At 71.3% G+C, this 22,806-nt stretch carries 17 protein-coding genes; 10 read left to right on the forward strand and 7 right to left on the reverse strand.

What is annotated here, in order from left to right; translation table 11 throughout:
* The first annotated feature begins 11 nt into the window (after window positions 1–11).
* The 3 genes from K1J60_RS06600 to K1J60_RS06610 all read left to right on the forward strand — a co-directional run bounded on the left by K1J60_RS06600 (window position 12) and on the right by K1J60_RS06610 (window position 2,976).
* On the forward strand, window positions 12–1,220 hold the full coding sequence (locus K1J60_RS06600) for an MAB_1171c family putative transporter (protein WP_220645347.1): 1,209 nt from the start codon (window positions 12–14) through the stop codon (window positions 1,218–1,220).
* Window positions 1,204–2,628, forward strand: a complete 1,425-nt coding sequence (locus K1J60_RS06605) for an FAD-dependent monooxygenase (RefSeq protein ID WP_220645348.1) — start codon at window positions 1,204–1,206, stop codon at window positions 2,626–2,628. The genes K1J60_RS06600 and K1J60_RS06605 overlap by 17 nt, the downstream gene beginning before the upstream one ends.
* 120 nt (window positions 2,629–2,748) lie before the next feature.
* On the forward strand, window positions 2,749–2,976 hold the full coding sequence (locus tag K1J60_RS06610) for a hypothetical protein (RefSeq protein WP_220645349.1): 228 nt from the start codon (window positions 2,749–2,751) through the stop codon (window positions 2,974–2,976).
* A 66-nt stretch (window positions 2,977–3,042) separates the two neighbouring features.
* On the opposite strand, the gene K1J60_RS06615 is transcribed toward K1J60_RS06610, so the two are convergent.
* From K1J60_RS06615 to K1J60_RS06625, 3 genes are read right to left on the reverse strand one after another with little or no spacing between them, the layout of a single operon-like run.
* On the reverse strand, window positions 3,043–4,026 hold the full coding sequence (locus K1J60_RS06615; RefSeq protein WP_220645350.1) for a polyprenyl synthetase family protein: 984 nt from the start codon (window positions 4,024–4,026) through the stop codon (window positions 3,043–3,045).
* Window positions 4,023–4,730: a 4'-phosphopantetheinyl transferase family protein gene (locus K1J60_RS06620; protein ID WP_220645351.1), complete on the reverse strand. Its 708-nt coding sequence runs from the start codon at window positions 4,728–4,730 to the stop codon at window positions 4,023–4,025. The genes K1J60_RS06615 and K1J60_RS06620 overlap by 4 nt, the downstream gene beginning before the upstream one ends.
* A complete protein-coding gene (locus K1J60_RS06625) occupies window positions 4,675–5,586 on the reverse strand; it encodes a metallophosphoesterase family protein (RefSeq protein WP_220645352.1) in 912 nt (303 codons plus the stop codon). Before K1J60_RS06625 ends, K1J60_RS06620 begins: the two co-directional genes overlap by 56 nt.
* Window positions 5,587–5,906: 320 nt before the next feature.
* On the opposite strand from K1J60_RS06625, the gene K1J60_RS06630 reads away from it, so the two are divergent.
* Entirely contained in the window at window positions 5,907–7,058 is a 1,152-nt protein-coding gene (locus tag K1J60_RS06630; RefSeq protein ID WP_220645353.1) for an ATP-grasp domain-containing protein, read from the forward strand.
* Window positions 7,059–7,228: 170 nt separating this feature from the next.
* On the opposite strand, the gene K1J60_RS06635 is transcribed toward K1J60_RS06630, so the two are convergent.
* The 4 genes from K1J60_RS06635 to K1J60_RS06650 all read right to left on the reverse strand — a co-directional run bounded on the left by K1J60_RS06635 (window position 7,229) and on the right by K1J60_RS06650 (window position 14,358).
* On the reverse strand, window positions 7,229–8,113 hold the full coding sequence (locus K1J60_RS06635; protein ID WP_259407589.1) for a sulfotransferase family protein: 885 nt from the start codon (window positions 8,111–8,113) through the stop codon (window positions 7,229–7,231).
* Between the two features lie 164 nt (window positions 8,114–8,277).
* Complete coding sequence (locus K1J60_RS06640) at window positions 8,278–11,325, reverse strand: alpha-mannosidase (protein WP_220645354.1); 3,048 nt, start codon at window positions 11,323–11,325, stop codon at window positions 8,278–8,280.
* A gap of 125 nt (window positions 11,326–11,450) precedes the next feature.
* Window positions 11,451–12,791, reverse strand: coding sequence for a 6-phospho-beta-glucosidase (locus K1J60_RS06645; RefSeq protein WP_220645355.1), 1,341 nt, complete (start codon window positions 12,789–12,791; stop codon window positions 11,451–11,453).
* A gap of 817 nt (window positions 12,792–13,608) precedes the next feature.
* Entirely contained in the window at window positions 13,609–14,358 is a 750-nt protein-coding gene (locus tag K1J60_RS06650; RefSeq protein WP_033529655.1) for a DeoR/GlpR family DNA-binding transcription regulator, read from the reverse strand.
* Between the two features lie 150 nt (window positions 14,359–14,508).
* Between K1J60_RS06650 and K1J60_RS06655 the strand changes: the two genes are divergently transcribed.
* The 6 genes from K1J60_RS06655 (at window position 14,509) to K1J60_RS06680 (ending at window position 22,777) form a co-directional block, all read left to right on the forward strand.
* Window positions 14,509–15,528, forward strand: coding sequence for a carbohydrate kinase family protein (locus tag K1J60_RS06655; RefSeq protein ID WP_220645356.1), 1,020 nt, complete (start codon window positions 14,509–14,511; stop codon window positions 15,526–15,528).
* Window positions 15,529–15,614: 86 nt separating this feature from the next.
* Window positions 15,615–16,898 (forward strand): ABC transporter substrate-binding protein, encoded by a 1,284-nt coding sequence (locus tag K1J60_RS06660; RefSeq protein ID WP_220645357.1) that lies wholly within the window; start codon window positions 15,615–15,617, stop codon window positions 16,896–16,898.
* 124 nt (window positions 16,899–17,022) lie between these two features.
* The gene (locus K1J60_RS06665) at window positions 17,023–17,907 is read left to right on the forward strand and encodes a carbohydrate ABC transporter permease (RefSeq protein WP_220651313.1); all 885 of its coding nucleotides are present in this window, start codon (window positions 17,023–17,025) and stop codon (window positions 17,905–17,907) included.
* On the forward strand, window positions 17,904–18,773 hold the full coding sequence (locus K1J60_RS06670; protein WP_220645358.1) for a carbohydrate ABC transporter permease: 870 nt from the start codon (window positions 17,904–17,906) through the stop codon (window positions 18,771–18,773). Before K1J60_RS06665 ends, K1J60_RS06670 begins: the two co-directional genes overlap by 4 nt.
* A gap of 30 nt (window positions 18,774–18,803) precedes the next feature.
* Window positions 18,804–19,823: an alkaline phosphatase family protein gene (locus tag K1J60_RS06675; protein WP_220645359.1), complete on the forward strand. Its 1,020-nt coding sequence runs from the start codon at window positions 18,804–18,806 to the stop codon at window positions 19,821–19,823.
* Window positions 19,820–22,777 carry a glycoside hydrolase family 2 TIM barrel-domain containing protein gene (locus K1J60_RS06680; protein WP_220645360.1) on the forward strand — a complete coding sequence of 986 codons (2,958 nt, stop codon included), beginning with the start codon at window positions 19,820–19,822 and terminating at the stop codon, window positions 22,775–22,777. Before K1J60_RS06675 ends, K1J60_RS06680 begins: the two co-directional genes overlap by 4 nt.
* The last annotated feature ends 29 nt before the right edge of the window (window positions 22,778–22,806 follow it).

Raw genomic sequence — 22,806 nt, forward strand, 5'->3', positions numbered from 1 at the left:
ACGCCGAAGACATGGACGGGTCCAGCTACTACATTCCGGCCGTCGCGATGACGATCGCCCTCGCCCTCAAGACGCCCGCGCTGCTGCGGAACTGGGGCGACCCCCTGATCAGATCCGTGTGCGCGCTGATGACACTGGCCGCCCTGGTCTTCTGCTTCGCCGCACCGCCGACGATCATCGAGCTCAACCGCGTCACCGGTGTCACGAACGTCTCCGCCGCCGTCGTCTACCTGCTGCTGAGCGCGTTCAGCGGCTCCTGTCTGGTGCTGATCACCAACTGGCGGGGCGGCCCGCCGGAGACGACCCGCCGTCTGTCGCGCCGCTGGATCGCCGGGTACGGCGCGGTGTGCGCGGCCATCGTGGCGCTCTTCGTGCTCGGCGAGGCCCCGGTGGAGCGGGTGCGGGACTTCGACACGTACTACGCCGACGCCCCGTTCCTGCGCGAGATGATCGTGCTGTACCTGACCGGCTTCATGGTCGCGGGTGTGGCGATGAACGTGATGTGCTGGCGCTGGGCGCTCCAGGTACGCGGTTGGCTGCGCGCCGGGCTGCTGATCATCGCGTTCGGATTCCTGCTCAACGTCCCGTTCGCGGCGGTCAAGCTGATCGCCGTGGTGGCCCGCTGGCAGGGCGGCGACCTGGACTATCTGAGCACGTACGTCGCGCCCGTGCTGTCGTCCGTCGGCGCACAGGTCTGCGCGGTGGGCTTCTGCCTGCCGCTGGCCGGAGAGCGTCTCGGGGACTCCTGGACCATCTGGTCCATGTACCGCCGGCTAGGCCCGCTGTGGCGGGAGCTGCGCCCCGTCTGGGCCCAGGCGAGCCACGAGGTGCGGATCTCCTGGTGGGCGCCGGCCCGGCTGCAGATGACACAGCGCGAGTCCGACATCCACGACGGCATGCTCAGCCTGTACCCGTACTTCGACTCCGCGGTGCGGGCCAAGGCGTACGACGCGGCTGTCGCGTCGGGCTCCGAGCCCGTCCAGGCGCGGGCCGAGGCCGACGCGGCGATGGTGACGGCGGCGGTGCGGGCGAGGGCGGACGATCCGGAGGGCCGGGTCATCAGATCGGCCAAGGCCGACGTTCCCGCCCCGCCGGCCGAGAACCCCCGTGACCTCGTGCGGATGTCCATCGCCCTGCGTCAGTCACCCGTCGTAGCGGCCGCCCGCGAATGGGCCGCCGCGACCAGGTCAGGAAGCGACTTCCATGAGCGAACCCGTTAGCGGCCCGCGCGACAGCACGGTCACGACTCCCCGGCGTGCCGTCGTCGTCGGCGCCGGCATGGCCGGCCTGCTGGCCGCCGCCGCGCTGCGCGACCACGCCGAGGTCACCGTCGTCGAACGCGACGCGCTGCCCGAGGGGCCGGAGCCCCGCAAGGGCGTGCCCCAGGCCCGGCACACCCATCTGCTCTGGTCCGGCGGAGCCCTGGCGATGGAGGAGTTGCTGCCGGGTGTCACCGACGCCTGGCTGGCGGCCGGAGCCCGGCGCATCCCGTTGCCGACCGGGCTGGTGTCCCTGTCGCCGCAGGGGTGGCTGCGCCGCTGGCCGGAGATGGAGTTCATGATCGCGTGCAGCCGCGATCTGCTGGAGTCGGTCGTCCGTGGCCGGCTCGTCGCCGACCCCCGCGTCACCGTGCTGGACCGCACCGAGATCCTGGGCCTGGCGGGCGACGCCTCCCGGGTGACGGGGATCCGGGTCTCTTCCACCGACGGTGAGGAACGGGTGCTCACGGCCGATCTCGTGGTGGACGCCGCCGGGCGCGGTTCGCGGGGCACGGCCTGGCTGGACGCGCTCGGGGTGGCGCCCGCGCCGATGGACGAGGTCGACTCCGGTCTCGTGTACGCGAGCCGGGTCTACCGGGCGCCGGCGGGCACCGAGGAGTACCCGGTGGTCAATGTGCAGCCGGACGGTTCGCAGCCGGTGCCGGGGCGGAGCGCGACGCTCGTGCCCATCGAGGGCGGGCGGTGGCTGGTGACGCTGTCGGGCACCCGAGGGGGTCAACCGACGGCGGTGGCCGAGGAGTTCGAGCCGTTCGCGCGGGGCGTCCGGCATCCGGTCGTCGGCGAGCTGATCTCCCGCGCCGAGCCCTTGACGGACGTCGTGGTCACCCGCAGCACGATCAACCGGCGCCGCTTCTTCGAGAAGGTGTCCGGCTGGCCCGACGGCTTCGTCGCGATCGGCGACTCGGTCGCCACGTACAACCCGATATACGGCCACGGCATGTCCGTCGCCGCCCAGAGCGCCCTCGCGCTGCGGGAACGGGTGGCCGCGCACGGGCTCACGGCGCCGGGGCTGGCGCGGCGGGTGCAGCAGGCCGTGGCGAAGCCGGTGACGCTGGCCTGGGAGCTGGCCACGGGCACGGACATCCGTTACCCGGAGGCCATAGGCAAGCAGCCGAACGCGGTGCAGAAGCTCTTCGGACGCTATGTGGAACGGCTGATGAGGACCGCGCTCGGCCGGCCCCTGGTCTTCAGGGCGTACCTCGGCGTGGTCACCCTCACCGCACCGATCGGCGCCCTCGTCCGGCCGGAGGTCGTCCTCGCGGTGCTGCGCGGTCCGGTCAAACCCCCGTTGACGGAACCCCCCCTGACGGAGGATGAGCGCGAGGCGGTGCTGGGAGCGGGCTCCTAGGGCGACTTCCGCGCGCGGGAGAGCGGGATTGTCAGTGGTGGACGGCAAGCTGGGAGCGTGCCGCCCGTATGCCGGGGCGGGCACGGAGTTTCACCGATCCGACCAGGGGAGAGCCGTTCGATGCCGACCGCCGTACTGACCGACCGCGAGCGTGCCGCCGTACAGGCCTATCTGCGTTTGCTGGGAACCGTACGAGCAGCGTTCGACGGGCCGCCGGAGTCCCGCCGACCACCCGTGGTGCCGCCCGCCGCGCTCGCCGAGGCGGAGCAGGCGCTGGCGGCGGCGGGCCTGTCGGGCAACGAGGAGGAGTTCTTCGAACTGCTGCGGAGCTGGTGCCCGGAGGTGTGAGCCCACGGGCGGCGGCGCCCCGCCGGGTGTCCTCCGACGGGACGCCGCCGGCTCCGGTCCGGGGCCCTAGGACGGTTCCTCGGTCAGGTACATCCCGGCGGCCTGGTCCACCAGTTGCCGCAGGGCAGGGAAGTAGGTCTGGTCGCCGCCCAGGTCGTCGAGGATGCGGTGCGCGTCGTCGCGGAAGGCCGCGAGGTCCTTCTCGAACCGCCGGAGCACGGCGGGGGCGAGCAGCAGTGCGCGGAGCTGCGCGCGGGCCGGTCCGGAGCCGCGCGCGGCGTGCACGAGTTCCGCGACCCGCTCCCTGGATCCGGGGGGTGTCTCCTCCAGGGCGCAGGCGAGGAGATAGGTGACCGTGCCGTTCCGCAGGTCCTCGTCACGGCCGGAGAGCAGGTCCTCCTGGTCGTTGAAGAGCTGCCAGAGGATCCCGAAGACGTCGCCGAACTCCCGCCAGCGTTCGGTCCGTTCGGTCCCGGCGCCGGAGAGGATCGCGGCCATCGCCGTGATCATTCCGAAGGGGGCGCCGGACTTCCCGCGATAGGCGGCCACGACCGCGTCGCGCGAGGCGTTCGCCAGGTCGCCGCGCAGGTCACGCAGCTGGCCCTCCACGGCGTCGATCCAGCAGTCCACGATCTCCCGGGTGAGGGCGTTGCGCACCGCCTCGGACACCGGCTGGGCCTGCACGACCCTGATGGGCAGGGCCTGTCCGCTGAGGACGGACGCCAGCAGCGCCTCGTCCGTGCCGAGTCCGGCGGGGGTGTGCGCGCCGGGTCCGTCGGCCAGGTCGTCGAGGTAGCAGGCGGAGGTCCACCACAGGACGTGCACGGCCGACAGGGGAACGGCCGGTCCGAGGACCCCGGTCTCGGACGCGTGCACGAGGAGCGGGAGCACGGACAGCGGGTATTTCATCTGCTGGTGGCCCAGCAGCCCGGATATGGATCTTCGGACCGCCGTGGTCGACGGCCCGAGGCTCTCCAGGGCGGTGGCGATCTCCGCGTCGATGTCCGCCGCGACCTGTCTGTGCAGCTCCGCGTAGGAAAGTGTGTTCATCTGCCGTCCTCGTCCTGCGTGGGAAAGGGAACCGAAACCGCCGTCGCCACCAGCCCCCGCCGGACGGTCCAGCGGCCGTCGAGGGTGGCGACACGACGGCCGCCCACCACCGGTCCCGGCACGAGGAGTTCGGCGCGCAGCCCGCCGGAACGGCCGCCGGGCTCGACGGTCACCTCGATGTCGGCCTCCGAGAAGTCCAGCCACCGCCGGGTGAGCGGGAACCACGCCTTGTAGACGGACTCCTTGGCGCTGAAGAGCAGCCGGTCCCAGTGGACCGAGGGGTGGTCGGCGGTCAGTCGGCGCAGTCGGGCTTCCTCCGCGGGCAGGGCGATCGCCGTCAGGACACCCTCGGGCAGGGCGGCGTGGGGTTCGGCGTCGATGCCGAGGGAGGCGAGGTCGACGGCGCGGGCCAGGGCGGCTGCGGCGTATCCGTCGCAGTGGGTCATGCTGCCGGTGAGCCCGTCCGGCCAGCCGGGGGCGCCGCGCTCGCCGGGCACTATCGCCCGCGGGGCGACCCCGAGCTTCTCCATGGCCCGCCGGGCGCAGGCACGGACGAGGGTGAACTCGCGGCGCCGCTTCGGTACCGCCCGGGCGACGACGGCCTCCTCCTCGGGGTACAGCTCGACCCCCTCGACGGCGGCGGCCGCTTCATGGGCGTGCGCCTCCACGACCACGACCGCTCCCGGGAGCAGTTCCTCGATCACCGGCTCCGACCTCCATCGGCAGAATGCGGCGCAGCCTGCCCGGGGGTTCCGGACGCGGTCGCCACTCGCGGGGGTATCCCACGGACACCTCTTCGAAGCGGACCCCGTCCAGCCAGGTGGTCCGCGGGATGTGCAGATGGCCGTAGACCATGACCTCGACGTTGAACCGCCGGTGCCAGTCGGCGGTCAGCTCCGTGCCGCACCACATGGCGAACTCGGGGTACCACAGGACGTCCGTCGGGTGCCGGTCCAGGGGGTAGTGGTTGACCAGCACCTTCGGCAGGTCGGGCGGCAGTTCGGCGAGCCTGCGTTCGGTCTCGGCGACGCGGGCGCGGCACCAGGCCTCGCGGCTCGGGTACGGGTCGGGGTACAGCATGTGCTCGTCGGTGCAGACCACTCCGGTGCCGTGCGCGTACTCCAGGCCCTCCGCCTTGGTGGCACACCCCTCGGGCAGGAACGAGTAGTCGTACAACAGGAACAGTGGCGCGATCACCACCGGGCCGCCGGGCCCCTCCCAGAGGGGGTACGGGTCCTCGGGGGTGACGACGCCCAGTTCCCGGCAGACTTCGACGAGATGGTCGTACCGTTCGACGCCCTTGTACGGGACGGTCTCGCTGGGGTGGGTCCACAGTTCGTGGTTGCCGGGCACCCAGACGACCTTGGCGAAGCGGTCGGCGAGTGTGGTGAGCGCCCAGCGGATGTCGGCGACGGTCTCGGACACGTCACCGGCCACGAGCAGCCAGTCGTCGTCGCTCTCGGGGCGCATCCGCTCGACCAGGGCGCGGTTCTCGGGATAGCCGATGTGCAGATCACTGACGGCCAGCAGATTTCCGTGACGGCCGACCCTCGACTCCACCCGTGCTCCCTTCTGAACACCGAACATCAACACGAGAACACAGGTGAGCGCCCGTGGACAACCCCGACCTGCCGACCCGCCGCCTTCCCGTGCGGGGGCGCCGCCGGCTCGTCCGCAGAAGCGGCCCGACCTGCCCCGGGACGCCGCCGCGCGAGGATTAACACGCGCGTGACAGAAACATGGGCCCCAGTGGCCGTATGATCCGTCCTACACCACCGCCACGCCCCTCCTTCGCGTACGGCGGTTCGGCGTACCTCCATCCCCCCTGGCCGGGCACGGCCTGCTTCGCCCTGCCCGCGAACCTTTGAAAGGCGGCCTGCATGGTCTCTCGCGTACGCGTCTGGCTCAACCGCACGTACGCGGAGAATGTCTTCTTCATGGATCAGCTGCGGCATAATCCGCACGCTCGTCCGGTGGACATCCATGCCACGCACGGCGACGCCGACTCCCCCGTACTGGCCGCCGCCGACACCGCCGACCTGGAGCCCGAGGGCCTCTCCCCCGCCGCGTACGTGGAGTACGCGCTGGACCAGTGCGCCAAGCGCGGCATCGACGTGTTCGTGCCGCGGCTGCACCAGGCGGCCCTCGCCGCGCACCGCGAGGAGTTCGCCGCCGTCGGCACGGTCCTGCTGGCGCCGAGCGCCACGGCCATCGAGGTCTTCGAGGACAAGGTGACCGCGTACGAGGCGGTCCGGGAGCACGGGGTCCCGGTGCCGCCCTGGTACCGGGTGACGAACGCGGACGAACTCGTGGCCGCTGTCGATGAGTTGGAGGCCGGGGGGCACAGGGCGTGCTTCAAGCCGGCGTCCGGGGCCGGTGGTGTGGGCTTCCGTGTGGTCACGCGCACCCCCTTCTCGCTCGATCACCTCAGCGGCTTCCCGAGTCCGTACGTCCAGCTCGACATGGTGGTGGAGGCGGTGCGGGCGGCCGAGGAGCCCGTCGACTGGATGGTGATGCCGCGGCTGGAGCAGCCGGAGGTGTCCGTCGACTGTCTCACCGGCCCCGACGGCCGGGTCCGGATGGCCGTGGGCCGTACCAAGAACGGCCGTCGGCGCGGATTCACGCTCCATCCGGCGTGGATCGAGCCGGCGCGGCGGATCGCGGAGCGGTTCGGGCTGCACTACCTGACGAACATCCAGTTCCGGATGTACGGCGACGAGCCGGTCCTCATGGACGTCAACACGCGTCCGGCGGGCGGGCTGCACCAGCTCGCGCTGTGCGGGATCAACGCGCCCTGGGCCGCTGTGCGGTTGGCGCTCGGCGAGGAGCCGGGGGATGTGCTGCCGACGCGGCTGGGGCAGGACTACACGGTGGTGTCGGGGCCGCGGCCGGTGCGGCCGGTGTCGTTGCCGCACCAGGTCGCCGAGGTACCGGTGGCCGACGTGCCGGTCGCCGTGGACGCGCGTCCCTTGGCTGTCGCGCCGCCTGTGGCCTGCAAGCCCACTGCCGCGGATCGGCCGCTCGCCGTCTGAGCCTTCCGCCCCCGGCCCCTGACCGTCCCATCCCAGTGCTGCGCGCCCCTCCCCGAGCCCCTGAAGGGGCGCGGGGAACTGCGCGAGAAGCCCCACCGGACCTGCGGATGGGGGTCGAAGGGGCGCAGCCCCTGGGGTGGGACGGTCAGGGGCGGCGGGGGCGGGAGAAGTCAGCGTTCGTCGTAGCCCCAGGCTTCGGCCAACTCCTGGAGGCGGGGCGGGAGTTCCGCCGTCGGGTCCGCCGGGCGGGCCGGTTGGATGCGGCCGGACTTGATCGTGGTGGACCAGTCACCGAGCTGAGGGCGGAAGGTGCCGTGGTCCTGGGTGCCGTAGTCGAGCATGCCGGGTTCCCACTCCACGCCGAGGTGGTCGCAGATGCCCCGGGTGATCTTCTCGGGCTCCGCCGTGAGCTCCTCGTACCGGACGACGTGCACGGGGAGGTTCTGCCGGGCCTCCTCCAGCTTCTCGCTGTAGGCGAGGACCTCCGCGCGGATCGCCTCGTGGTCCGGGTCGGTGCGACGGCTCGTGAGGGACTGGACGACCGCCCCGGGGTGGCGCAGCAGCAGGAGGTAGCGGGCGTTCGGCCAACACCGGTGCAGGCGCGGCCAGATCAGCGTGTTGGGCGGAGTCTTGTCGACGATGATCTGCTTGCCGCTGCGGGTGAGCTCATGGTGGAGGATGCGGTCCCACAGGACGTGCTCCAGCTCGGTCTTGTCGAGTTCGAGAGCCTTCATCGCGTCCCCGGTGAAGTCCCGGGAGAGATGAACGTGGACGGTCCGCAGGTGCATCTCGTGCGGGGCCCGGATCCGGCTGTGGCTGTTGAGGACGACCCGCAGCAGCGTCGAGCCGGAGCGCACCGAGGACAGGACGAACACCGGGGCGTCCACCAGCCGGGCCGCGCGCGGGGCCACGTACGGCGCCTCGGCGGGCGCGGCGTCGCTCCGGGGCGCGGGGACGGCGTTCAGCGGCTTGCGCGGCGGACTCACCGCCTCGGCGATCAGTCTGCCGCGTCGCCTCAGCCCCTTGCCGATCGCCGACATGCGCGGGTCTCGCACGATGACACCTCACAACTTTCCTCGCACTGTCGCGTTGCCCCACATCACAGGGGTAGTCGGCGAATTCCAGGTGTCGGGGAGGAGAAGTGCGGTGGTCGCGGCGGGCGGTCCACCCGCCGCGACCAGGCGTTTCATGTTCCCTTAATTTTTCCTGGGAAACGGGATCACCGCTCCCCCACCGCCAGCCGCAGCGTCTGCACCTCGAACGGGCGCAGTGTCACCGGGACGCCGTTCCCCTCCGTGGCCGCCTCCGACAGCGGGCGTTCCAGCAGATCGGTGATCTGGGCCCCGGCGAGCGGGAAGCCGGTGCGCAGGACGCCACGGGCCCGCCCGCCGCTCGACTCGTAGATCCGGACCACCACGTCGCCGGAGGCGTCGTCGGCGAGCTTGACCGCCTCGACGGTGACGCCGTCGCCGTCGACGGAGACGACCGGCTCGGGGGCGCCCGCCGCGTCGGCGACACGCAGCGGCAGGTTGAGGGCGTAGCCCTCGGCGACCGCGTCCTCGATGCTCGCGCCGGGGAGGAGGGAGTAGGTGAAGCGGTGCTTGCCCTGGTCGGCCTCGGGGTCCGGGATGCGCGGGGCGCGGACCAGGCTGAGGCGGACCGTGGTGGTCGTGGCGCCGTCCTCGCGGACCGTGCGGGAGACGTCGTGGCCGTAGGTCGAGTCGTTGATGACCGCGACACCGTAGCCGGGTTCGCCGACGTGCACCCAGCGGTGGCCGGAGACCTCGAAGCGGGCCGCCTCCCAGCTGGTGTTGGTGTGGGTGGGGCGCTGGATGTGGCCGAACTGGATCTCGGCGGAGGAGTGGGCGGCGCGGACGTCGATCGGGAAGCCGGCCTTGAGGAACTTCTCGGCCTCGTGCCAGTCGATGTCCGTCTCGAAGTCGATCCGGGGGCTGCCGGCGCGGAGGGTGATCGTCTGGGTGATGCGGGAGCCCTTGCCGAAGGACCGCTCCACCCGGATCGCGCCGAGCAGGGGGTCCTCGTCGACCACGGTGATCGACTCGGCGTCCAGCAGGTCCGTGTAGCGGTTCCTGTAGTGCTTGTCGACGTCCCAGGCGTCCCAGTAGTTCGGGAGGTCGGTGTGCAGGCGGAGCAGGTTGCCCTTGTCGCCGAGCACCTCGCGGTCGGCGACCAGGTCACGGACCGAGGCCAGGGTGCCGTCCTCGGCGATCTCGACCCGGACCAGGCCGTTGTCGAGGACGCGGCCGGAGACGGTGACGGGGTGCGGGGGTGCGGCGGCCGTCAGGGGGGCACTGCCGTTGGCGGGGACCCGTACGTAGACCGGCGCGCCGGCAGCCGTACGGACGACCTCGGCCCGGTCGCGCGGGCTGGTGTTGAAGACGCGCGGGTCGCCCGCGCCGAGTGCCGCGACCGCCTCGGCCGTCAGCTCCTCCAGTTCCTTGGCCACCCTCGCGTACTCGGCCTCCGCCTCGCGGTGGACCCAGGCGATCGAGGAGCCCGGCAGGATGTCGTGGAACTGGTGGAGGAGGACCGTCTTCCAGAGGCGGTCGAGCTTCTCGTAGGGGTAGGCGTAGCCGGGCGCGTGGAGCGCGGCCGTCGTCGCCCACAGCTCCGCCTCGCGCAGCTTGTGCTCGCTGCGGCGGTTGCCCTGCTTGGTGCGGGCCTGGGAGGTGTAGGTGGCGCGGTGGAGTTCGAGGTACAGCTCGCCGTTCCAGACGGGCGCGTCCTCGTACTCGGCGCGGGCCTTGGCGAAGAACTCGTCGGGGTGTTCGACGACGACCTTCGGTGAGCCCTCCAGGTCCGCGAGGCGGCGCGCGCGTTCCATGATCTCGCGGGTGGGGCCGCCACCGCCGTCGCCCCAGCCGAAGGGGGCGAGGGAGCGCGTACCGGCGCCCTTCTCCTGGTAGTTGCGGACCGCGCGGTCCATCTCCTCGCCGCTGAAGCGGGCGTTGTAGGTGTCGACCGGCGGGAAGTGGGTGAAGATGCGGGTGCCGTCGATGCCCTCCCACCAGAAGGTGTGGTGGGGGAACCTGTTCGTCTGGTTCCAGGAGATCTTCTGGGTGAGGAACCAGTCGTTGCCGGCGAGCTTGGCGAGCTGCGGGTACGAGGCGTTGTAGCCGAAGGAGTCCGGCAGCCAGACGCCCTTGGTCTCGATGCCGAAGTGCTCGATGAAGAACCGCTTGCCGTGGACGAGCTGGCGGGCGATGGCCTCGCCGCCGGGCAGGTTGCCGTCGGACTCGACCCACATGCCGCCCACCGGCACCCACTGGCCCTTGTCGACGGCCTTCTTGATCCGCTCCCACACCTGCGGGTAGTTGTCGCGCACCCATTCGTACTGCACGGCCTGGGAGCAGGCGAAGATGAAGTCCTCGTACTCGTCGGCCAGCGCGGTGACGTTGGAGAAGGTGCGGGAGGTCTTGCGCTTGGTCTCGCGGATGGGCCAGAGCCAGGCGGAGTCGATGTGGGCGTGGCCGACACCGGAGATGGTGTGGGCGCTGGCGTGGGCGGGCTTGGCGAGGACCGGGGCGAGGATCTCGCGGACGGCGGTCGCGCTGCCGGAGACGTCGTCGAGGTCGACGGCGTCCATGGCCCGGTCCAGGGCGTGCAGGATCTCGTGGCGGCGGGGCTCGTGCTCGCCGAGGTGGACCATCAGCTCGCGCAGCACCTGGAGGTCCAGGTCGAGGTGGAAGACCTCCTCGTCGAGGACGGCGAGGTCGGCGCGCCGGAAGGTGTAGAGCGGCTTGTCGCCGGCGGTCAGGATGTCGCCGAGCGGGGTGATCTTCGAGAAGTTGTCGGCGAGGATGTCGGGGTTGGAGGCCGCCTCGACCAGGTAGTCGACGGTCTCGCCGCCGCGCACCGGGTTGCCGATCGGGACGTACTGGTTGAGCGGGTTCACCGCCTTCAGCGGGGTGCCGTCGGCGAGGTGGACCAGGGCCTCGGCCTGGTTGCCGGGCCAGTCGCCGACGAAGCCGAGGTCGATGACGGCCTCGACACGGCGGCCCGCCCATTCGGCGGGGACCTGTCCGCGCATCCGGAACCACGTGGTGCCCCACGGCGGGCCCCAGGGGGTGTCCATCGCGAACGGGGTGTACGAGGCGGCCGCGGCCTCCTCGAAGGGGACCGGTTCGCCCGGCGCCTGCCAGGCCTCGACCTCGAAGGGGGCGGAGGCCGCGTAGACGGCGGGCTTGATGCGTTGGGTGTGGACGCGCTCTACGCGTTCCTCGATCCGGCGGCGTTCGTCATGCATGAGAGGTCTCCAGAGAGGGCGGAGCAGGAGCGGGCGGTGCGGGGGCGGGTGGAGCGGGGGCGGGTGGTGAGGGGGCGGCCGGGGGGAGAGGGGACAGGTTCAGAAAGCGCTTTCCGAGCGGGAGCCTACTTCAGGTAGCCCAGGCCAGGGTGCACGGCCGTGTAGCCCTCGACCAGACGGCGTGCGACGTTGACCGAGTCCACCAGGGGATGCAGGGCGAAGGCCTTCACCGCGGTCGTACGGGACCCCGCCTCCGCCGCCGCCAGGACCTCGCGCTCCACGGCCTTGACCGCGCAGACCAGGCCGGTGGCGTGGTCGGGCAGGGGGGCGACGGAGACCGGGTGGGCGCCGTTGGCGTCGACCAGGCAGGGCACCTCGATGACGGCCTCGGTGTCGAGGGTCGCGAGGGTGCCCTTGTTGCGGACGTTGAGGATGAGGGTGGTGCGCTCGTCGCGGGCGATGGCCCGCATCAGGGCGAGGGCGACCTTCTCGTAGCCACCGGAGAGGTCGTCGGCGTCGCGTTCACCGGCGCCGGCCGTCTCCCGGTTCTCCGACATGTAGGTGGCCTCGCGCTCGGCGCGGGTGCGGTCCCAGGCCTTGAGGGCGTGGGCGTCGGGGCGGCGCATCTCCTCGTAGAAATGGGCCTGCTGGTCCTTGAGGAAGGCGCCGCGGGTCTTCTCGACCGCCTGGTAGGCGCGGACGGCCTCGCGGTTGAAGTAGTAGTAGTGCAGGTACTCGTTGGGGATCGCGCCGAGGGACTGCAGCCAGTCGACGCCGAAGAGCTTGCCCTCCTCGAAGGAGCCGAGGAGGTCACGGTCGGCGAGGAGGCGCGGGAGTTCGTCGCGGCCCGCGATGTGCAGGCCGCGGACCCAGCCGAGGTGGTTGAGGCCGACGTAGTCGATCCAGGCCTCGGCCGGGTTCGCCGCCCCGAGGACGCGGGCGATGCGGCGGCCGAGGCCCACGGGTGAGTCGCAGATGCCGATGACACGGTCGCCGAGGTGCCGGGACATGGCCTCGGTGACCAGGCCCGCCGGGTTGGTGAAGTTGATGACCCAGGCGTCGGGGGCGAGGCGGGCCACGCGCCGGGCGATGTCCACGGCGACCGGGACCGTGCGCAGGCCGTAGGCGATGCCGCCCGCGCCGACGGTCTCCTGGCCCAGGACTCCCTCGGCCAGGGCCACGCGTTCGTCGTTCGCGCGGCCCTCCAGGCCGCCGACGCGAATCGCGGAGAAGATGAAGTCGGCACCGCGCAGGGCCTCGTCGAGGTCGGTGGTGGCGGTCACCTCGGGGGCGTCGGGGACGTCCGCCGCCTGCTCGGCGAGGACGCGGGTGACGGCGGAGAGCCGCTCGGCGTCCAGGTCGTGCAGGACGACATGGGTGACCCGGCCCTCGGCGCGGTCCCCGAGGAGCGCCCCGTACACGAGGGGCACCCGGAATCCTCCGCCGCCCAGAATCGTCAGCTTCACGCAACTACCACCTTTGCCGATCGTGCATGTGTGCGGGCTGTCCCCGCACCGTGTGCGCGGACGCTGCCACGTCCGTCCGCGCGGGCCCCTTCGGGACCGGCTGGGCGGACCCTTCCGGGCCCGTCAGCCCGAACCCGCCCGGGACCGACTGGGCGTGGCTTTCCGGGGCCGGGTACCCAGGCCCTTCCGGGGCCGGACTCGCCGACTTCTCCGGAGCCATGCACCCAGACCCTGCCGGGACCGGACGCGCCAACTCCGCCAGGACCAGACACGCCGGCCCATCCGGAGCCGTGCACCCGAACTCTTCCAGGAGCGGACTCGCCGCCCCCTCCCGGACCGGCGGCGCCGACCCTTCCGAAACCGGGGGCCGACTCCTCCAGGACCAGACACGCCGACCCATCCGCAGCCGTGCACCCGGCCACTGCCGGGACCGGACACGCCGACTCCGCCGGGACCGGACGTGCCGGCCCTTCCATGCCTTGGCACCCGGACCCTTCCGAAAGCGGACGGGCCGACTCCGCCGGACCAGACACACCGACCCATCCGGGCCCAGGCACCCGAACCCGTCCCAGACCGAACACGGCGACCCACCCAGGACCGTGCACCCGAACCCCTCCGGGACCGAACACGCCAACCCATCCAGGCCCGCGCACCCGAACCCCTCCAAGACCCGACACGCCAACCCATCCGGACCCGAACGCGCCGTCCCATCCGGCGCCGGCCTGCCCACCCCGTCCGAGCCCAGCCACCCTGCCCCCTCCCGGACCAGCCACCCGAACCGTCCGACACGTGTCAGCCGCCCCGCCCCGGGGGGCGTTCATGGCGTGACCACTTCGACCCCCGCCTCCTCCAGCGACGCGCGGGTGGCCTGCTCCACCGGACCGTTGGTGACGACCACGTCGAGTTCCCTGGGGCCGCAGACCTTCGCCATGCCCGTCCCGGGGAACTTCGCGGAGTCGGCGAGCAGGACGACCCGGTCGCTCGCCCTGATCATCGCGCGTTTGACGGGGACCTCGACGACGGTCGTGTCCATCACCTGTCCGCCGGGGCGAACTCCACTCGTTCCGAGGAAGAGCCAGTCGGCGTGGAGTTGACGGAGGTTGTCCTCGGTGAGGAAGCCGACGAGGGAACGGTACTCGCGGCGGACCATGCCGCCGAGCAGGACGAGTTCGATGCCCTCGTCGTCGGCCAGCTCCTCGTAGACGACCAGGTTGCTGGTTATCACGGTGAGGCGGCGGCCGTGCAACTGCCGGGCCAGGCGGTAGGCGGTGGTCCCGATGTCGAGGAGCACGGACTGGCCGTCGTGGACCATCGACGCGGCCTTCGCCGCTATCGCGTCCTTCTCGGCCACCCGTACCTCGGCGACCTCGGCGAAGGGCTGGTCGCCCTCGTCCACGACCGCGCCGCCGTGCACCCGGGTGAGCAGCCCCTCCTCCTCCAGCCGGACGAGGTCACGCCGGATGGTGGCGGGGCTCACACCGAGCTGTTCGGACAGGTCGGTGACCGCCGCCGGCCCGCCTGATCGCAGGGCCCGCAGGATGAGTTGGTGTCGTCTCTCTGCCAGCACGCGCTGAACAGTACTCGTCATTCCCAATCAAATCCATGCTCACTTCTGCTCGACTCTTGCCAAACCTCTCGGAGGCGCGCACGATCTGTGCACCGAAATTGAAGACTTTTGAAGAGTGATCCTCAGAAGTCTCGACGAGAGGGTGCACGCGTGGACGACGACCGGCCCGATGTGCTGCTGACCGGGCTGCTCTTCTACGACCTCGTGCTCACGGGACTGGGAAAGCCGCCCACACCCGGCGAGGAGATCTGGACCGACGGCATGGGCTGCGGTCCGGGCGGCATCGCCAACCTGGCGGTGGCCACCGCCCGTTTCGGCCTGCGGACCTCGCTGGCCACGGTCTTCGGCGACGACTACTACGGCGCGTACTGCCGCGACGTCCTCGCCGGACAGGAGGGCGTCGACCTCTCCCTCTCCCGCACCGCCGACGGCTGGCACACCCCCGTCACCGTCTCCCTCGCGCACGGTCACGACCGGGCCCTGGTCACCCACGGCCAGGAACCGCCGTACTCCCAGGACGTCCTGATGGGCGACCCGCCCGAGTCGCGCACGGCGCTCGTGCACATCGAGGCCGAGCCGCGCGAGTGGCTCGCCAAGGCCGCCGCGAACGGCACTCTCATCTACGCGGACGTCGGCTGGGACCCCACCCAGCAGTGGTCGCGCGACCTGCTCGACCAACTCGCCCTGTGCCACGCCTTCCTCCCCAACGAGACCGAGGCGATGGCCTACACCCGCACCGACAGCGCGGTCGCCGCGCTCGGCACCCTGAGCGAGCTGGTGCCGGTGGCCGTGGTCACCCGCGGCGGCGAGGGCGCGGTAGCGGTGGACCAGACGACCGGGGAGTACGCGGAGGTCCCCGCCCTGGACGTCGACGTGCTCGACGCGACGGGCGCCGGCGACGTCTTCGGCGCGAGCTTCGTCGCCGCCTCCCTCGGCGGCTGGCCCCTGACGGAACGGCTGCGGTTCGCCGTGCTGTCCGCCGGACTCTCCGTGGGCCACCACGGCGGAGGCCTCGCCGCACCCGGCTGGTACGGCGTCGAGCGCTGGTGGCGCTCGCTGACCGACCCCGGCCTGAAGAAGGCCTACGGCTTCCTCGCGGACCGCATCCCGGCCGACGTCGGCCCACCGGTGCACCACGCGCCGGTCACCCCGCCCGCGCGGCTCCACTGACCCCCCTCACCCCGCCCGCGCGGCCCCGAAGACCCCACGCACCAACGCCCTGAAGTACCACGAACAGGAACAAACAGGAGTGACCCGTGGACCTTTCTCGTAGAGGCTTCCTCCAGGCTGCCGTGTTCACCGCGGCCGCCTCCGGCCTGACCGTCGCCTGTGGCGGCGGAGGTTCGGATTCAGGCGGCACCAAGAACGGCAAGAACCTCACCATGTGGTACTGGGGCGGAGCCCTCAGCGACAAGGTGGTCGCCGAGGCCAAGACGCACTTCAAGAGCCAGATCAAGCTGACCAGTTCCTCCATCGGCGGCGACTTCAAGCAGAAGCTCACCACCACGCTCGCGGCGGGCGGCTCCTCCGTGCCGGACATCACCGGCATCAAGGGCGAGGACATCGCCTCCTTCCTGCCCAACGCGGACCGCTTCCTCGACCTGAACGACCTGGGCTTCAAGAAGATCTCCTCCCAGTACCTGGAGTGGAAGACCAAGCTCGCCCAGACCGAGGACGGCAAGCAGATCGGCTTCCCGATCGACATCGGACCCACCGCGCTCTTCTACCGCGCCGACCAGTTCGACAAGGCGGGGCTGCCCTCCGACCCGGCGAAGGTCGCCGCCGAGGCCAAGAGCTGGGACGACTACTTCGCGCTCGGCACCGAGCTGAAGAAGGCGCTGCCCGGCACCTTCCTCATCAACAACATGGGCTCGGTGTTCAGCATCGCGGTCGGACAGGGCACCACGCGCTTCATCGACCAGGACAACCACTTCATAGGCGACCAGGACCACATCCGCGCCGCGTGGGACACCGCGGTCCGCGCCTACACGCTCGGCCTCGACGCCAAGATCAACGACCAGAGCTGGAACGCCGCCGTCGGCAAGAGTCTGACCACCGAGGTCGGCGCCGCCTGGCACGCGCTGGACATCGAGTCGGCCGCCCCCGACACCAAGGGCAAGTGGCGGGTCTGCGCGACCCCCGGCGGACCGGCCAACCAGGGCGGCTCCTACCTGACCCTGCCCAAGCAGTGCCGGAACCCCGAAGAGGCATTCAAGATCATCAGCTGGATCCTCAGCCCGGACAACAACGCCAAGAGCTTCACCGACGCCTCCATCTTCCCCGCCTCCCCGGAGACGTACGCGATGCCGGCCATGACGGGCCCCGACGACTTCTTCGGCGGACAGAAGATCATCGAGGTCTTCGGTCCGGCCGCCGAGGCCATCCCCGTCAGCTACGAGGCGCCCGCCGACTCCGCGGTCATGGCCCCCTTCATGGCCGAGCTGACCAGTATCGAGGCCAAGGGCAAGAAGCCCGACGACGCCTGGAAGGACGCGGTCTCCCAGGCCAAGCAGATCGCCAGGCGACAGGGGGTGAACTGAGGTGACGTCACCTCCGGTGACCGGTCCCGCCACGGTGCCCGAGCACCGTGGCGGGCCGGGCCCGGCCCGCTTCCGCCCGCGGCGCACCCCGCCCGCGGGCGTCGCCCGGCCCACTCGTCGAGGTGTGCTGTCGTACTGGCGGCAGTACCTGGCGATCTCGCCCTTCTATCTGATCTTCCTCGGCTTCTCCTTCGTCCCCGTCTTCTATTCGCTGTACCTGTCCTTCCAGCGCTACGACGGGCTGGGCACCAAGCAGTTCGTGGGTCTGCAGCAGTTCGAGTTCCTCTGGAGCGACCCGGTCTTCTGGCTGTCCATCCGCAACACCCTGATCATCTGGGTCCTGTCCACCGTTCCCACGCTCTTCGGCGCGCTGGTGCTGGCGACGCTGCTGCATTCGGTGCGCCGCTTCAAGGGCTTCTACCGCATCGCCCTCTATGTACCGAACGTGACGTCGATCGTCGCCGTGGCGATCTTCTTCGGCGCGGTGTTCAGCAACGACTTCGGCCTGGTCAACGCGATCCTGGGCACGGTCGGCATCTCACCCGTGCCGTGGCTGAGCGACCCGTGGCTGATCAAGGTGGTCATCGCCCTGCTGATGACGTGGATGTGGACCGGCTACAACATGATCATCTACCTGGCCGGCCTCCAGGCCATCCCGCAGTCGGTCTACGAGGCGGCCAGGATGGACGGCGCCGGACCGATCCGCACGTTCTTCCAGATCACCATCCCGATCATGCGGCCCATCATCCTGTTCACCGTCGTCATCTCGACCATCAACGGTCTGCAGAGCTTCAGCGAACCCCAGGTGCTCTTCGCCAGCAACGCCGCCAACCAGAACCTCGGCGGTCCGGGCCAGGCCGGACTGACCACACTGCTGTACTTCTACCAATCGGCCTTCCTCGACAACGACTACGGCTACGGCGCGGCCATCGTGTGGGCCTTCTTCGTACTGATCATCGTGCTCGTCGTCATCAACTGGCGCATCGTGCAACGAGGGAGGAAGTCATGACGACAGCCGTCACGCCGCGGCCGGACACGGGGGCGAAGCGGCCGCGCCGCCCCAAGGGCCTGTCGCCGCACCTCTTCCTCGTACTGGCCGTCGTGATCTCGGTGTTCCCCTTCGTGTGGACGATCGTGATGGCGACCAACACCACCCGGGACATCTACAAGAGCCCGCCGAAGCTGACCTTCGGTTCGCATCTGCTGGAGAACATCCGGGGCGTGCTCGACACGGTCGACTTCTTCGGGTCGATGCTCAACACGATCGTCATCGCGAGTGTCACCACGGTCCTGGTGCTGTTCGTCGACTCCCTGGCGGCCTTCGCGTTCGCCAAGTTCGAGTTCCCCGGGCGCAGGATCCTCTTCGGCACGCTCCTGGTGTTCATGATGCTGCCGCTCCAGCTGGCCGTCCTGCCGCAGTTCATCCTGATGTCGGAGATCGGCTGGGTCGGCATGCTCAAGGCGCTGGTCTGGCCCGCCCTCTCCAACGCCTTCGGCATCTTCTGGCTGCGCCAGTACATCGAGAACGGGGTGCCCGACGAACTGCTGGACGCGGCGCGCATCGACGGCGCCGGCTTCTTCCGGCAGTACTGGAACGTCGCACTGCCGATGATCAAGCCCGCGCTGTCCTTCCTCGCCATCTACGCCTTCGTCGGCGCCTGGAACGACTACGTCTGGCCGCTCATCGTGCTCACCAACCCCGAGCACGTCACGCTCCAGGTCGAGCTGGCCCAGCTCAACGTCGGCCACAACACCGACTACAGCATGGTGATGGCCGGTGTGCTGATGGCATCCCTCCCGTTGGTGCTCGTGTTCGCCGTCTTCGCGCGGGGCTTCATCGCGGGGGCCACCGAGGGCGCGGTACAGGGCAGCTGAACCGAACCGCTCCCTAGAGAGGGGTGCACGATGGCGGACGCCTACGGCGCGGGACGGCCGGGGCGCGGCAAGGTGCTCGTGGTGGGGATGGACGGGCTGCGCCTCGACCGGCTGCCCCTCCCCCGGACTTCGGCCGACGGGACCCCGATCCCGCCTCGCCCGCCCTCGACGGCACCGGTGCTGCACGGCCTGATGGCCGCGGGCGCCCACGGCAGCAGTCTGCTGCCCTACGGCGAGGTGGACGGCCTGGCCGAGGGCGGGCCGTCCACCAGCATGGCCTACACCGACTCCGGTCCCGGCTGGTCGAGCGTGCTGACCGGGGTCTGGCCCGACCGGCACGGCGTGACCGGCAACGACTTCGAGGGCGCCGACTACTCCCGTCACCCCGACTTCCTCAGCCGCGCCGCCGCCGCGCGACCCGGTCTGCGTACGGTGGCCGCGGTGTCCTGGCCGGAGCTGGTCGACCGCGGCACCCTGGGTCCCGCGATCGGCGAGCGCGTGCGGTACGACGGGGAGTCCGACGGCTACGAGGACGCGGACCGGCGCGTCGCCGACACCGTCGTGCGCCGGATCGTCGAGGACGACCCGGACGCGCTGTTCGTGTACTTCGGCGCCACCGACGAGGCCGGCCACGCCACGGGGCCGCTCAGCCCGGCCTACGACAGTGCCCTCCTCGCCCAGGACGCCCACCTCGGGCGGCTGCTGGACGCGATCGCCTTCCGGTGCTCCGACCCGGCCCGCGCGGACGAGCACTGGACGGTCGTGGTCACCACGGACCACGGGCATCTCGACACCGGCGGCCACGGCGGCGACACCCGCGCCGAGCGCGAGGTCTTCGTCGTCCTCGCCGAGCCGGGAACATCCGGCGGCCGGGCCGCCGGAGGCCCGCAGGTCGGCACCCGGCTGGACACACCCCGCCTCGTCGACATCGCCCCCACCGTCCTGGACCGGCTCGGCATCCCCGTCGACCCCGCCTGGGGTTTGCCGGGGCGCGTGCTGCCCCGGCCGGTCCCCTCCCTCCCGTCACCCCCGACTTCGGAACGGTCATGACCGACGCACTCTTCGCCCTGCGCCCCTGGCAGTCACCCGAGGTGACCTCCTGGGGGCGGCTGCCCATGAACGCCGTGGACCGGCGCGAGGGGGCGGTGTCGCTCGACGGCCGGTGGCGGTTCCAACTGCTGCCGGCGCCCGAGCGGGAGCCCGGGCCCGCCTGGTCCTGGGCCGAGCTCCCCGGTTCCTGGACCTTCGACGCGGCGGAGGACCCGCCGCAGTACACCAACGTCCGCATGCCGTGGGCCCGGTTCCCACCGGACTCCCCGCCCGAGAACCCGACGGGCGTGTACGAGCGGGACGTCGAGATACCCGCCGAGTGGGCCGGACGCCGGATCGTCCTCCAGGTCGGCGCCGCGGAGAGCGTGCTGCTCGTCCATGTCGACGGGCGGCCCGCCGGCGTCTCCAAGGACTCCCACCTGGCCGCCGAGTTCGACCTGTCCGGCCTGGTCCGGGCCGGGACGAAGGCCACCGTGCGGCTCACGGTGGTGAAGTGGTCGGACGCCTCGCACATCGAGGACCAGGACCAGTGGTGGCTGGGCGGCATCACCCGCCCGGTGCTGCTGTACGCCACCGATCCGCTCCATCTCGCGGACGTGACCGTGCGGGCCTGCCACGACGGCGAGCTGCGGGTGGACTGCCGGGTGCGCTCGGCGGCGGGGACGGCGACGGGCGCGCTGCCCGCCGGGTGGTACGTCAGCGGGGAGCTGGACGGCCTGGAGCTGTGTCAGGACCGCGCGTTCGACCGCCTCAACGCCGAGGACGAGCGGGTCTCCGACTTCCTCGGCGAGGCCCGGCTGGGCACGGTCGTCCCCGGCGTACGGACCTGGAACGCCGAGGCCCCCGAGCTGTACGACCTCACCGTCCGGCTGCACCGCGCCGACGGCACGGTCGCCGACACCTCGCGCCACCGGGTCGGCTTCCGCGACGTCGAGATCCGTGGCCGGGACCTGCTGGTCAACGGGGAGCGGGTCTACATCCGGGGCGTGAACCGGCACGACTTCCATCCGCTGACGGGGCGGACGGTGTCGTACGAGGACATGCGGGCGGACCTGCTGACGCTGAAGCGTTTCGGCTTCAACGCGATCCGCACCTCCCACTATCCGGGCGACCCCGCCCTCTACGACCTCACCGACGAGCTGGGCTTCTACGTGGTGGACGAGGCGGACATCGAGTCGCACGACCACGCGCACGAGATCGCCGACGATCCCCGCTATCTGAACGCCTTCGTGGACCGTGTCTCCCGCATGGTCCTGCGGGACAAGAACCATCCGTCGGTGATCGTCTGGTCGCTGGGCAACGAGTCCGACTACGGGGCGAACCACGACGCGGCGGCGGGCTGGCTGCGGCGCCACGATCCGACGCGTCCGGTGCAGTACGAGGGTGCGGCGAAGCTGGACTGGGGGGCCACGGACGACGCCTCCGACATCGCCTGCCCGATGTACGCGCCCATCGAGGACTGCGTGGCGCACGCGCTGTCCGGCGAGCAGACGAGGCCACTGATCCAGTGCGAGTACTCGCACGCCATGGGCAACAGCAACGGCACCCTCGCCGACACGTGGGCCGCCATCGAGGCAACCCCGGGTCTTCAGGGCGGGTTCATCTGGGAGTTCTGGGACCACGGCATCCTCCAGCGTGTGAACGACGGACGACCGGCCGGGCGTGGGGGCGCCGGGTTGTACGAGAACGGGGTGGCCGGGCCCGGCCTGCGCTGGGCCTACGGCGGCGACTTCGGCGAGCGGATCCACGACGGCGCCTTCATCGCCGACGGGGTGGTCTTCCCCGACCGCACGCCCAAGCCGGTGATGTTCGAGCACCGGGAGATCGCCGCCCCGGTGCGGCTGTCGGTGGAGGGCGAGGGCACCTGGCGGGTGCTGCGGGTGCACAACCGGCAGCACTTCCGCGACCTTTCGTGGCTGACCGCCGAGTGGGAGTTCACGGCGGCCGACGGCGGCACCTGGACGCTTCCGGCCCGGCTGCCGGACGTACCGCCCGGCGGCTCGGCCGTCGTCGACCGGCCCGAGGTGGCGGGCGGGGCCGGCGAGATCTGGCTGACCCTGCGGGTGACGACGGCCGCCGACGAGCCCTGGGCACCGCGCGGCACCGAGGTGTGCAGCCCGCAGGTCCGGTGGTACGCGGCGGACGAGGGTGAGCCGGTGGTGGGCATGGAGGAGGACCCCGGGCACATCCCTCCGCCGGAGACGGACCCGGACGGGCTGCTGCTGCACCCGCTGCTCGCCTCCCCGCCGGCCCTGAGCCTGTGGCGGGCCCCGACCGACAACGACGTTCTCGGCGGCATGGCCGAGCGCTGGCGCGAGCTGGGCCTGGACCGCATGGAGCGCGAGCCGGTCGCGGTGGAGCGCAAGGGGGCCACCGTGCGGGTCCGGTCCCGATGGTCGACGGGTGCCGGGTTCGTCGAGCACGAGCAGGTGTTCACCGCGCTGGTGGACGGCCGGGTGTTCGTCGAGGAGACGGCCGTCCTCCCCGAGGAGCTGACGGACGTGGCCCGGGTCGGCACGGTGTTCGAGACCGTCGACGGTTTCGACAGCCTGGCCTGGTACGGGCAGGGCCCCTGGGAGAGCTATCCGGACCGTGCCGCCGGGGCCCCCGTCGGCCACCACGCGCTCCCCGTGGACGAGTTGTTCACTCCTTATCTGCGGCCGCAGGAGAGCGGGGGCCGGCACGGGGTACGGCACTTCACGCTCTCCGGGGGCGATCACGTCCTCGCGGTACGGCTGGACGGCCCCCGGCAGGTCTCGGTCACGCGGCATCGCGCGGCGGACCTGGCGGCCGTCGCCCATCACGACGAGCTGGTGCCACGGCCCGGCTGTGTGATCCACATCGACGCGGCGCACCGGGGACTGGGCACCGCGTCGTGCGGCCCCGACACCTCGCCGCCGTATCTCGTCCCCCCGGGTGTCCACCGCTGGTCGTGGACGCTGCGGGCGCTCTGAACCACGAACCCCTTTCTACGGAGTCACTT

Origin of the sequence: Streptomyces akebiae, from assembly GCF_019599145.1 — a bacterium.
Lineage (GTDB): Bacteria > Actinomycetota > Actinomycetes > Streptomycetales > Streptomycetaceae > Streptomyces > Streptomyces akebiae.